Source organism: Paenibacillus glucanolyticus (assembly GCF_037333485.1).
Taxonomy (GTDB): Bacteria; Bacillota; Bacilli; order Paenibacillales; family Paenibacillaceae; genus Paenibacillus_AQ; species Paenibacillus_AQ glucanolyticus.
Genome location: NZ_CP147845.1, coordinates 3,430,425 through 3,443,130 on the forward strand (window position 1 = coordinate 3,430,425; position 12,706 = coordinate 3,443,130).

Sequence of the window (12,706 nt, forward strand, 5' to 3'; positions counted from 1 at the left end):
ACCGAGCTAAGTCGGTCAGAGGCGCACTACTACAACCAAACTAAAATCATAGATTCCTCTCTAACAATGTTCCCAGTTGTTCAGCAAGTTTATCATGTGTAACTGGTTTATCATTAGTAAACCACCACTCAATAATCCCTACTTGGGCAGAAGCCACGAATCTGACGAGGATTTCTTCCTCAATTTCTTCATTTTTGCCTTTGGTTATATCTACGTCTTTTCTAAATTCTTCGATCAGAAAGTCAAGGAATCGTTTACGGAAAAAGGGTGCCCCTCTACTGGCTAACATCATCGAAAAAAATGAAAAGTTTTTCTCGAAATACTCTGTCCAAATCATGGTTCCTTCTACATAATCCATTTCGGCTGCTTCTTTACAGAATTCCCTAAGTTCGTCAATATGCGATTCGATGAGTTTATCCAACAAGTCATATTTATCTAAATAATGTAGATAAATCGTTCCCCGACTTAAATTTGCTGTGTCGGAAATTTCCTGTATCGTAATATCATCGAAATTTTTTTTAGACATCAATTCAATTACAGCTTTTTTAAGCGCTTCTTGTGTTTTAAGTATTCTACGGTCCACTTTAGGCATGGAGAGTCACCAAACTTTCTGAAGATAATATACAATTCGCAGGTAGTTGTTCACTAATTAACAAATCGCGTTAATCTAACAATTGCATGGTTGTTGTATCAGTTTATAATTATAGACACAAGCCCATTAATTTAACAAGTTTCATTATCGTCACTTCGTTCATCTTTGGGCGGAAAAAGGAGATGGGATACATTTTAGGGGGCTGGGAACCTAACCGGCTTATCGTTGGCGTTTCGGAAGAAGAACTGATCGGAGTCAATACACATCTTGCTTTCTATACAGACAGGATGGTCGAAGGCGATGTCTGCCATCCAGGTTGCAAAGGAACTGTTTGCAAAAGAAGAATAACATTCATCAGACCGAAAGGATGTATACGTACATGTCGAATATTCAGAATAAAATTGTTATTATTACAGGCGCATCTAGCGGGATAGGGGAAGCGACAGCAAAAGAGCTGGCTTCTAAAGGGGCAAAGCTTGTGCTGGCAGCTCGTCGCGAAGATCGTCTAAAAAGCCTGCAAGAAGAAGTTCAAAAAAACGGCGGTCAAGCGGTCTACAAAGTCACGGACGTGACTTCTCATGAACAAATGGAAGAACTGGCTGCATATGCGCTTAAAGAATTTGGACAAATTGATGTTTTGGTCAATAATGCCGGAATTATGCCGCAAGCCTTTCTGTTCAAGAAAAAAATTGAAGAATGGGATCAGATGATCGACGTTAATATTAGAGGTGTTCTGTACGCTATCGGCGCAGTTCTTCCTTCGATGAGAGAACGCAAATCCGGCCATATCATCAATCTTTCTTCCGTTGCTGGACATAATATTTATCCGGGCGGAACGGTGTACTGCGGTACAAAACATGCGGTAAGAGCCATTTCGGAAGGGCTGCGTCAAGAGGAAGCCATGAGCGGTACGAATATCCGGGTAACCAATATTTCTCCAGGAGCGGTCAGCAGCGAACTGTTGGAAACAACTTCGGATACGGAAATGAAAGCTGGCTTGGATGATTTTTATCAAGTCGCTATCGATGCTCCTAATATTGCGCGTACAATCGCGTTTGCCATCGAACAACCGGCAGATGTAGCAATTAACGAAATGATTGTCCGTCCAACTGCACAAGTGGGATAATATAATTTGGTCATCTGCCCCGGCTATTTACAACTGGGGCAGTATCTATTTATGGAGGTTTTTTTATGATGCGTTCTTTTAGAGCAGGTGGGTGTCGAGGGGAAAGAGGTGGCAGCTTTTTGGACGGACAACGGAAATCCAGGAAACTATGCTACTGATTTTGAGGTGTCGGGGGACAAGAACGTAGTCCCATTGAGAGTCGCTATTTTAGCGGCTTTTTTGTTTTATCGGTACAAGTTTTTGTCCTGAGCCAAAGACAAGAACTTGTACCGATTGCCGGTTAGACAAGTATCTAACTATATTTCCATGTTCATTGCAATATTATATTTAGATTTTGTATTACTCGAACGCACTTTTCTTGATACAAACCCAAAAGCTAGTTCCTTGGGAGACCAGGAAAAGGAAAAAAATAATTACAAGTCGAAATATAATCGAATACTACATAAAAAGGACTGACATTCATATGAAATTGATTCGAAGGGGTAATTATGAACTACCCAAAACACTGATTATGCTCAGTGAATTGGAAGAAGAAATTAGAGAAGAAAGAGGTGAAGAATTTGCGGACTTAGTGGGGCTAAGCTTTTCTTTTTCTCCCGAAGAAAATGATTTCTTTACATATGCAAATGCGCCTATTGATATGGTGTTATTGACGTTCACAAGAGTAGACAGCTACTGCGGATTTATTACAGAATTTAGCACGATAGAAGATCTTGAATACGCCCCAATTGCAATTTTCGAACGACTGGGATTTTGTGATTCCGATTACAGTGCTAAAATTATTGCCAATAACATACGAGATTTTCTAAGATTGCTGATCACGGTTAAAAACATATTCAGCCTCGATCAGGAAGACGATGAAAAGCATGAAGACCAGACCCCTGAGGAAGAGTACTTCTATAGAAAAATCATGGAGAAATTCGATTTAGAGCCATTCGAAAGTGTTCAACAATATAAGCAAGAAATAATGGGAAGTCGAGCACGAGAAGTTGCGATTATGACTAATAATGGATTCGGCGTTATGCCAATTAGTGATGAAGGTTCCCACAAAATCTTTGAACTTAATGAGGAATGGGACAATCCAATAGATGAAATTAAACGTTTTTTTGAAGATGCAAGTTTGGAAAGCAAACTTGCATGTATTCGTAATCTTCAGGAACATTTCTCACTTGAGCATGGAGTTGACCTACTAGACTTTTTGATTGATGAAATGACAAAACTGGGATTTGCCAATGAAGTTAAGAAGTTAAGTTCATTGACTTTGTAGTGTACTGCAAACTGCTTTGGGGTACGTTGCGAGGGACAAAAACATGGTTTTACGCATGCTAACGCACCGAGACATCAACTCAGATCCGGACATGATATATTAAGGTGAAAGGAAACGTACTGATAATAAAATCACTATATAAAGAACCTCAAACTGTTTGGGACAATGTAAAGGATTTCTTTTCGGCTGATTATTATCCCTAATGGGGTACCATTGCCTAATAATATGCCTCATCTAGGTGAAAAGAATAGTGGAGGTACCTGGTTACCGATCCCTAGGAGAGGAATACCTTTTATGCCATTACGTTAAAAGGAGAAAATGTATGAATATTACTAAGTGTATTGAAGATATTTTATTAGATAGGTTCGCCCAGTTTGGGTTTAATTATGAGAAATCAGATACTGGTTGGACTTATATAAGGGAGTTTGGCGGAGTAAAGGAGTTCATCGAAATTGAAAAAGCAATTGGTATGAAAATGCTATAAGTTGTGAGTATCGAAAGGGTACTTCTACTAGAAATACTATTGCCTTTTTGAGAGATCGTATAGAACAGGTGCATGTTTTTTCAGATGAATCTACTTTAAAAGAAGAATTGAAATTGATAGTAGATATAACAGAAAAGTATGCTTTAAAATGGTTTGAACAAATAAAAGTTAAGAAAAAAGACCTGCCCGATAACTTTCTTAAAGAGGAGTGGGCTCCATTACTTCAGTCATTTATCAGAAAAAATAGTATTAAATTTGATAATATTGAATCCATTTTGATCTTAGACAAGATGCTAAAAAAAGAAGTTTCAAAAGAGGAGATATACTCAATAAGCTATTGTTTCGGGGAGATTATAAAACAAAATTTTGGTGCGGAATGGGATTATAGTCCAGAAGATGGACCATTTATTAATAACATTGCAGGCTCAGAGAAGATAGCTCTCAAACCATTTGTTCTTGTTACTAAAATAGTAATGAATCCCGATGTCCTTAGTTTAGAGTATTTCTTTATAAATATTAAAAGCGCGGTTGATGGTATCAAGAATTAATCCATGTGCACGCAAATATAGGAAGAATAAAACACGTGGTAGGATTCTGAAGATGGAGTATGTGTCTGATATTCTTATGGGAATGAATAAGGGACGTCAAAGCAATCCCTACATCATCCCATGTCGGGGACAAGAACATAGTCGCATTGTAAGTCACTAAAAATAGCGGCTTTTTTGTTTTATTGGTACAAGTTATTGTCCCGAGCCATGAGATTGGAACTGTCGGGGGACAAGAACATGGTATTCGGGAATCAAAGTATGATTACATAATATATAAATTAAACTAGATAGCGCTTGCTTCAGATGATTGTTGACTTTCAGTAAGAATATCATGACAAAAATATATATGCTAAGGAGCTACGAAAAGATATCTAATACTGCATCGGTACAGTGTTTGTTGTAAACTGGAAAAAAAGAAGGAACTTTATGTGTCGAGGGACAAGAACTTGTACCGATTGCCGTAATGGACAAGAACATAGTCCGATTACCGATTAGATGAATATCTAAGTAAACCCAATGCTCCTTCATTAAGCTAACGGACAGGATTACGTACTAACCCTATTCTCCGTCGATACGAGAAAAACATCGAGAAACCAATTGTTCTCCATGCTACAATGAACACCGTGGAGGTGCACATCTATGGTCAATAAGCAAAGAATTCAATCCGTACTTAATTATAATGAAACGCATGTACAGAAAGACATTCAGTGTGCTTGTAGCGTTTGACCCCGGCTTCTCTAAGTCACATTTTTTGCGCGTGTTTGAAGCGTACACCGGCTTCACTGACATGTCATATGTACGCGGTTGAAAACAAGATCTTGATGCAGAACGATTAAGGAATATCAATGATAAAATAACGGGGATCGCATATAACTACGTCTTCGAATCCCCTGATGAATTCGGAAGAGCTTTCAAAACCCTGTATAGAATAACACCAGAAAACTATCGGAGAGGAAACGGCTTCTTTTGTCTACCTACATTCCACGCTATAATTGAAATTAATTATCCTGAGCAATTTTTGTGAAACGGAGTAGAAAACAAAATGGTAGACATTCATCATAACTTTCATTTGTTTTTCGACGATTTTGGGCTGCAGCAGCAAAGCTCAAATGGTTCAGAACCAATGATTTTGCGAACGCCAATCGGAGACGGAACCTTTCGTCGACTCGTCCCTCGCCCCGATCTCAATATTGTGTTTTCCGATTTGACGTTTCATGGCGATTTCCTGATGCCGCTAAATGCAAGAACTCCAATGGTTGAGCTTCACTATTGTTTGCAAGGAAAGAATGTCATCCATGTCGAACAAAAACAATACGAATTTGTTCCCGGGATGTGCGCGCTTCAGCTAATCGACGAAGGGAAAGCGCAGTTAGAATTTATCGGGAATCAACATTATCAAGTGTTGTCAGTCGGGATCCCCATTTCGACCTTTAATCATTATATGGAGGATATCTCGGGTGCCAAACATCTTAACTTCTCCGGCCTTCTCGGTCGAAAGTCATTTCGCCTATTTCAGGAGTCCATCGATCCGGTAGCTGCCGTGATCATTAGACGGTTGACTCAGTACGTACAAACAAGCAGAATCAAAAATTTGGAGCTGGAGTGTAATGTGCTGGAGCTCCTGTTGTCGGCCTTTCAATCGTTTCTTTTCGAGCCGAAGCCTCCGAAATTATCCAGCATTGAAAGTCAAAAAATACAGCGGGCGCGCGATATCATGTTGGAACGCATGGCGAACCCCCCATCATTGGTCGAACTGTCCCGCATGATTGGCCTTAACGACTATAAACTAAAAATTGGTTTTAAAGAAGTCTACGGATCGACCGTATTTGGTTATTTGAAGGAAAAGCGTCTGGAGAAAGCCTTTCTCCTTTTACAGCAAGGAGACTTGAATGTGTATGAAACGTCGCTAATGGTAGGCTATTCCAACCCCAGTTACTTTTCGGAAGCGTTTCGGGATAAGTACGGTGTGAATCCCGGAAACTTGCGTAGACGTTCATTTTGATTAGCGGCAGTTATAAACTTGAAAATATTTCTTTGAAAGACTGTTCTTCGGAGTAGTCTTTTTTTGTTTGAATCGATTACTCCCTGTGGCCGCGAAAATACTCCGTCTAGTGGTAGATAAGGAATCAATTCGGTTGTATTCTAAAAAATGTGAAGGTCATGGGAGTGTAGCACTGGCTCCTATTGCTGGAATTCGCAAATATTTGTCGAAAAATGAGCCGAATCAGAGAAAAACGCTGCGATTTGCTTCTGTTATTGGTGCTGTAGGTGACTTAGCTGGGATTCTGATCCAAGTGTAGTGATCTGATATGGGAAGGAAGAGATATGACAAATTAAAAAGGGCTGACAAGACTGCTGGAAATCGCCGGAGAAAGCGCGGACTGATAATCGTCTCCTGCCTGTTATCTTCGCTCGGCGCAGTTTGTATGCTGGTGCCTTACGCTTCCATGTATTTCATTTTGAAAGAGTTGCTGGAACACTCAGCGTCACCAGTGTTGGCTGGAGGAGCAGAGATGATCCGTTGGGGCGTAATCGCATTACTCAGCTTCGCAGCCGGCTTGATCATGATGTACGCATATGATTCGCTGGAACGGATGAATGCTTCTGCCGTCCAGTATGTGCGGGGGATGCCGGCCGTCAAGGTGTTCGGGCAAACTGTGCAATCGTTTCGCCAGTTTCACCAGGACATGATCCGGAAAGCACCGATGATGCGCGAGGAAGTGATCGGCTTGATAAAGATGTGGAAAGTGGATTTCTTACGAGGCTGTGCAAGTGAACGATAAAGAATACATTGAGAGGTAAATGCGCATGAATCAAATTTATACATTATTGGTTGGCATCCATATTTTTGCCGCTATCTTAGGTGCGGGTCCTTTACTCTTATCGAACGTGATCCTAAAAAGTGCTAAGGATTTAAGTGAATTAAAATATGCACATCAAGGCGTTGAGAAACTGAATAAAGCTGCCACTATTGGTTGGATCACTTTATTGCCTACTGGATTATTGATGGGATGGATCAACCCATCACTGTTTCGAATGTTGTGGTTCGACACCTCAATAGCTTTGTTCGTAGTTTTCAGCCTTTACTCGGAAGTGGTTATTGGATCTAAAATGAAAACTTTGCATGAACTGATCAAATCCTGTGAAAGTGAAGAGATTCCGCAACAATATAAAACCTTGTCTAGTAAACTAATTCCTTATGATTGGTTTGGTAAACTACTCGTCGTTGCCATTATCCTATTGATGGTGTTTAAACCTTAAAACTGTAACAAAATATATACTCGTTCCATTTGTATGAAAAAAACAATAAGAGAGGTTTTTTAAGATGAAACGAAGCATACGCAGCAAACTGATAGAATCTATTTTATTAATGAGTGGAACAAAACAACGTTATTCAGATAAAGTGAAGTTTGCGAAATTTCTCGAACAAAAGCGAACCGTGAATGCAAAACCATATTTTTTGCCTAAAGGAATCCAACAAAAACTGAATATTGGCTTGGATCAATCGTATGGAAAGGACTGCTATGTATTACATGGGTACAAACAAGCCGATGATAAATATATTATTTATTTGCTAGGTGGAGGTCATATAAATCGGCCTGTAGGTGGTAATTGGAAATTCATACGTAAAGTAGCGGACCTGAGCAATGCTACAGTGATTGTGCCTATCTATCCAAAAGCCCCTCTTCATCAGTATCATGAATCATATGATCAAGTACTCCCCATTTATGAAAAGCTGTTAATGAAAACCTCTCCGCAAAATATTATTTTGATGGGAGATTCGGCAGGCGGTGGATTTGCGTTAGGATTAGCTCAACTGTTAAAGGAAAAAGATCTACCACAACCAAGTCGAATAATATTAATTTCTCCATGGTTGGATATCACATTGTCGAATCCAGATATTCAACACTTCGAGAAAAATGATGCCACCTTAGGTTCATATGGGCTCACCATCATCGGAAGGCTATATGCTGGCGACACAGACCCGAATCACTATCTTTTAAGCCCAATAAACGGTGATATACATGGCTTAGGGGAAATTTCCTTATTTATCGGAACTCACGATCTGATGGTAGCTGATGCGCGAAAGTTTAGAGACCGAGCTAAAAAGGAGGGTGTCATGATCAATTACTACGAATATCCAAAAATGAACCATGTCTTTCCTGCGATGCCGATTCCAGAAGCCAAAAAAGCAATTAGACAAATCATTGATTTGATCTCTTGAAATAAAAAACTGAAACTGCACCCGTTCCATCGAAACACGGGGAACTACTGACGAAGTGGCTCCCTCCTCCGGAGAAGTGGCTCATTTATTTCGTAGACCTGACTCTCAACTTACCGAAACAGTGGCTCTAACGCAACGGGATATTCGGGAAAAGGGACTGGGCGTCCCCACGTTCAGACTGCAAAAACTGCTGCTTGCCGATATGCTCTGTTATATGCATCGCATTCCGGTAGGACAACAGGTGTGCCGGGTCGGGTAAGAGCTCGCTCATCAACCATGTATTCATGCAGAAGTATCCCGACGACGATCGCGATCGACCAGTCCGCGGTCGGTGTATCCAACCGATCCATTTCTGCTACCTACACGGGGATTATGGATGATGTGCGTAAAACTTTCGCAACAGCCAACCTGGTCAATCCTGGGCTGTTCAGCTTCAACTCCAAAGGGGCTTGCGAGCATTGCCAAGGGCTCAGCGTTGTCTACACGGATCTCGCTTACCTGGATGAAGTTAAGTTACCTTGCGATGTATGCGGCGGCAGACGATTCAAGGAGGAAGTGCTCCGGTATAAGTTGAACGGACGCTCCGTCGCCGATGTGCTGTCCATGACTGTAAGTGAAGCGATCGATTACTTCGGCATGGGCAGCGGAGCATTGTGCGTAAACTGCAGGCGATGAGCGACGTCGGGCTGGACTATCTGTCGCTCGGCCAGCCGCTGAGTAAGCTGTCCGGCGGTGAATGCCAGCGATCAAGCTGGCCATCGAGCTGCACAAGCAGGACGGCATCTATGTGATGGATGAACCTACGTGTCGGGGGACAAGAACATAGTCCCATTAGAAGTCGCTATTTTAGCGGCTTTTTTGTTTTATCGGTACAAGTTCATGTCCCGAGCCAAAGACAAGAATTTGTACCGATTACCGAAAAGGACAAGAACTTGAGCCGATTACCGATTAGATAAGTATCCCAAAGTAGACTTACGGAGGATATGAATTGGCTTGAAAAAGTAAGAGAAACTTGTTCTTTATTTCCAATCTTCCAGTTAACTTTGTCTGAACCAGCAACATTCGGAACAGCGGTTACATTCCTTAGCGTTGAATCGAAAGAAATATATAATCTACACAAGATCTTGTTAGATGCGGTTTCCCCACCGCCCGAACTTATTGATAGGTATATAGAGTTGGATCACTTCATTCCACATTTGGGTCAAACAAAATGGGGCATGAATGAAGCAGAAATTATAGAAATGAAATTGGCTGCGAGAGAAGCATTATCTCCTTTTCCAAGCTTTGATGTATCATTCGTGCGGGTATTTGATATCAAAAAAAACGCACCTTTTGAAGATATCAAACTTGCCAAGTTGTTCTAATTTGATCATTTAACTAACGGGTACGATAGCTCATTAAAACAAGAAGGCAGCAGATCAACGTGATCGGCTGCTTTTGTTCAACTAACGGGCAGCTTAGCGTAACAGCGTGAATGTGTAAGAAAATCAAGAGTGTTGAGAATCCTTACTAAATACATGGACGTCTTAGAATTGGTTATACAATGATGGTTTGTTTGCTTAGAAGCAGCGTCATAAGCTGTAACATATTGTATCGCTGGATATCACATCGTTGTTGAGCGTACATTGCAACATTGGGGAAGTTAATGGCGTTATTTATTATAGAATAAAAATCGATAAAAATGAGAGGGAAAAGGAATGAGATGGCTTGGAGGTTTCATCATTTTAATTGTACTATTGTTAATTATTCTGGTGTCTTGTAAATCTTCATCCAACCAGAATGTGGTTGAATATCGTCAAGAAGTAAGCCAATCAGAAATACCTGCTTTCAGTATATCAGCCAATGAAGTTGTAAGTGTGACAACGCACATGTTGAATTCAGATGATATTGCCGGAGAAACACATGAGGAAAATAATATTAATAAATTATTGAATATTTTAAACCACAATCATGCAATGGATCCCGATGATTCTCCACCGGCGGACTTTTACAGAGAAGTACGCATAAAAAAAACAGATGGATCCTATATAGTACTAAATTTCGGAGGAGGGGGGTCCTTTTTTAAAGAAGAAGATTCAGGATTTTTTTATGTTCTTTCACCAAAAGAAAATTATAGATCATTAAATTCATTAATTGATTATATTGAAGGTGAAGACTAAATTAACATCATTTTTCGTATCTGTCGGGAGACAAGATCATGGTCCCATTGAAAGTCGCTATTTTAGCGGCTTTTTTATGTTATCGGTACAAGTTCTTGTCCCGAGCCAAGGACAAGAACTTGTACCGAATGCCGTAAAGGACAAGAACATAGTCCGATTACCGATTAGATGAATATCTAAGTAATCCCAATGCTACTTCATTACGCTCCCTCGAAATGATTCAGTTTCCTCACTCAGACTCATGAATTCGCAGGATTTCATCTTGGTAGTTAGAATGAAGAAGAGGATGCAGGAGGAGCTGGCGTCTTGAAGATGTAAAATGGGCATGCGGGAATAAAGTTGAAAGATGCGCCACCCATATTGTTCCATATACGCACGTCTCCACTTCGCCCTAACGATTCTCGCTCCCATGTCTCAACGGGTCATAGCCCTTTCATTCCTTCGTCACATCTAACTACGGGGTGGAGGTCGGTCTTTCTAACGGAACGGGTCATAGCCCTTTTGCGTAACGTCTCCCGATACTCCGTGCTTTTTAAAATCCTGCGAATACATGAGCTGGTGAGGATTGATTGGTTTTATGCTGCTTGTGGGAATACTTTAACCGGGTCGTAAGTTGTACTGTTTTTAGCCAGAGCAACAAGCATACGTGCTACTTTACCGCATAATTTCATGATGGATTTCATCTTTTTCAGCTTCTTTTCCTCCACATTGTAACGGTGTGACGCCTGAATTTCCGGGTTTGTCATGACCATACTCATCGTCATGAGATAAAGGAAATGACGTAAACGTGACCGGCCTCGTTTACTGAGCACCATCTTTCCACGCCATTTCCCGGAGCTAGCTTCAGCTAGATTTAACCCGGCATGACGAAGCAGAGCATTTCCGTGCGTATACCCGCTTAGATCTCCAGCCTCACCGAGTACACCAGCCAGGCTTGTTGCATTAACGCCTCGTATTTCAAGCAGCTTCTGCGCAAAAGGAACACGTTTAAGAATGAGATGTAGCTCATGCTCAATTTGTTCAAGCTGGCGCTGGGCTAGGTCATATTCTTCGAGTAATTGTCCAAGATGAAGTTTGTAAGCTTGGAGCGCCTGCGTAGTGCCCACACTGGATTTTGCAAGTGAAATGAGTAGTTCGGCACGGTTAACTCCGGCATGACGCTTCACATATTGCTTCCAACCGTTAATGACCTGGTCCGTGTTTAATTGACTGATCTCTTTCGGTAAAGGAAAGAGTCTGAGAGTTGCGATAGCACTGGTGCAGGTAAGGATTTTAAATACATGACGAAGCTCAGGAAAGACAATGTCTACCCACCGATGAATCTGATTTACCGCACTATTTAAGCGCTTGGTAACCGTTTCTCGGTTTGCCATTAGAATACGTAGTTCCTCGTAAGCTTCCGAATGAAAACGAACAGGGGAGTAGTATCCGTTTTTGACCATGTCTGCAATGACAAGCGCATCTTTATGGTCACTTTTAGACGGAGTATTATCCCGATTTTCCTTGTTCTTTTTGACGAGATGAGGATTAACCAGAACGGTCTCAAAGCCTTGATCGACAAGCCAGCGTGCTAGGCTGAACCAGTAGTGGCCAGTAGGTTCCATGCCAACGATGACGCTGCTAAGTTTGTAGGTTTTGAGCAGGTCCTCAATCCAGCATTTGAACAGCTTGAATCCTTCACGATGGTTGCTGAACTTGAGAGGAGCTCCCAGAGCGATCCCTCGAAAGCTGACAGCGCGGGCCATATGGAGCTCTTGGGCGATATCTATGCCGATGACCAGGTGATTAAACTTCATAGTAGAGCGACCTCCTGATGGGCTTTTTGAGGCTTTTGACCTCGTGCGTAACCCCATCTTACAGAGGCGCTCTGTTTTGTTCAAACTTCAAAATATTCGTAATACAGGAATTCTAACGGGCAGTTTAGTTATAACAAAACTCTCCCAAAATAAGGGGGTACATTTGATATAATCATCTAAGCAGTTGGTAAAACGGCTGTTGTTTACATAGATGGGTATCTATGCCGCTCAACATGATAACGAATATGTCCAGGATCATACGCGCTGCCTCATCGACAAAGAATTATTTTTCGTCAACTAAAATCCCAGATATCGCAAGCAAGATTTTAGGCGAACTTTCCATGAACTTAGATGAGAGTTCCAAATGGGCGATTACCACCTTAGATGAATCTTGGAACTACAAGAATTTTCCACAAAAACCGATTTTAATTTGGAAATAAGAAATCCCTCGATATTATGCTGCGGCTTGGAAATAAACTTCTAGCGGTAGAAGCGAAGGCACGTAGAAT

12 protein-coding genes and 2 pseudogenes are annotated in these 12,706 nt (G+C 41.1%); 11 read left to right on the forward strand and 3 right to left on the reverse strand.

Going from position 1 to position 12,706, the window contains the following annotated elements:
* Positions 1-46: 46 nt before the first annotated feature.
* A complete protein-coding gene (locus WDY75_RS16185; protein ID WP_063479571.1) occupies positions 47-592 on the reverse strand; it encodes a TetR/AcrR family transcriptional regulator in 546 nt (181 codons plus the stop codon).
* Positions 593-971: 379 nt separating this feature from the next.
* On the opposite strand from WDY75_RS16185, the gene WDY75_RS16190 reads away from it, so the two are divergent.
* The 8 genes and pseudogenes from WDY75_RS16190 (at position 972) to WDY75_RS16225 (ending at position 8,242) form a co-directional block, all read left to right on the forward strand.
* A complete protein-coding gene (locus WDY75_RS16190) occupies positions 972-1,718 on the forward strand; it encodes an SDR family oxidoreductase (RefSeq protein WP_063479570.1) in 747 nt (248 codons plus the stop codon).
* A 463-nt stretch (positions 1,719-2,181) separates the two neighbouring features.
* Positions 2,182-2,985 (forward strand): hypothetical protein, encoded by an 804-nt coding sequence (locus tag WDY75_RS16195; protein WP_063479569.1) that lies wholly within the window; start codon positions 2,182-2,184, stop codon positions 2,983-2,985.
* 322 nt (positions 2,986-3,307) lie between these two features.
* Positions 3,308-3,469 (forward strand): hypothetical protein, encoded by a 162-nt coding sequence (locus WDY75_RS16200; protein WP_156515072.1) that lies wholly within the window; start codon positions 3,308-3,310, stop codon positions 3,467-3,469.
* 47 nt (positions 3,470-3,516) lie between these two features.
* On the forward strand, positions 3,517-4,017 hold the full coding sequence (locus WDY75_RS16205) for a hypothetical protein (RefSeq protein WP_156515071.1): 501 nt from the start codon (positions 3,517-3,519) through the stop codon (positions 4,015-4,017).
* 1,042 nt (positions 4,018-5,059) lie between these two features.
* A complete protein-coding gene (locus tag WDY75_RS16210) occupies positions 5,060-6,019 on the forward strand; it encodes an AraC family transcriptional regulator (RefSeq protein WP_063479567.1) in 960 nt (319 codons plus the stop codon).
* 341 nt (positions 6,020-6,360) lie between these two features.
* A pseudogene (locus tag WDY75_RS16215) lies at positions 6,361-6,710 on the forward strand (hypothetical protein); the annotation flags it as partial.
* Between the two features lie 115 nt (positions 6,711-6,825).
* Positions 6,826-7,278 carry a DUF2269 family protein gene (locus WDY75_RS16220; RefSeq protein WP_063479565.1) on the forward strand — a complete coding sequence of 151 codons (453 nt, stop codon included), beginning with the start codon at positions 6,826-6,828 and terminating at the stop codon, positions 7,276-7,278.
* Between the two features lie 64 nt (positions 7,279-7,342).
* Positions 7,343-8,242, forward strand: a complete 900-nt coding sequence (locus tag WDY75_RS16225; protein WP_063479564.1) for an alpha/beta hydrolase fold domain-containing protein — start codon at positions 7,343-7,345, stop codon at positions 8,240-8,242.
* Between the two features lie 127 nt (positions 8,243-8,369).
* On the opposite strand, the gene WDY75_RS16230 is transcribed toward WDY75_RS16225, so the two are convergent.
* Complete coding sequence (locus WDY75_RS16230; protein ID WP_156515070.1) at positions 8,370-8,528, reverse strand: hypothetical protein; 159 nt, start codon at positions 8,526-8,528, stop codon at positions 8,370-8,372.
* Between WDY75_RS16230 and WDY75_RS16235 the strand changes: the two are divergent.
* The 3 genes and pseudogenes from WDY75_RS16235 to WDY75_RS16245 all read left to right on the forward strand — a co-directional run.
* Positions 8,488-9,047 (forward strand): annotated as a pseudogene (locus tag WDY75_RS16235) (ATP-binding cassette domain-containing protein); the annotation flags it as partial. The gene WDY75_RS16230 and the pseudogene WDY75_RS16235 sit on opposite strands and share 41 nt — an antisense overlap.
* 178 nt (positions 9,048-9,225) lie before the next feature.
* Positions 9,226-9,606, forward strand: a complete 381-nt coding sequence (locus WDY75_RS16240; protein WP_063479562.1) for a 2'-5' RNA ligase family protein — start codon at positions 9,226-9,228, stop codon at positions 9,604-9,606.
* A gap of 333 nt (positions 9,607-9,939) precedes the next feature.
* Positions 9,940-10,401 carry a hypothetical protein gene (locus WDY75_RS16245; protein ID WP_063479561.1) on the forward strand — a complete coding sequence of 154 codons (462 nt, stop codon included), beginning with the start codon at positions 9,940-9,942 and terminating at the stop codon, positions 10,399-10,401.
* Between the two features lie 575 nt (positions 10,402-10,976).
* On the opposite strand, the gene WDY75_RS16250 is transcribed toward WDY75_RS16245, so the two are convergent.
* A complete protein-coding gene (locus WDY75_RS16250) occupies positions 10,977-12,197 on the reverse strand; it encodes an IS110 family transposase (RefSeq protein ID WP_338840053.1) in 1,221 nt (406 codons plus the stop codon).
* Positions 12,198-12,706 lie beyond the last annotated feature (509 nt).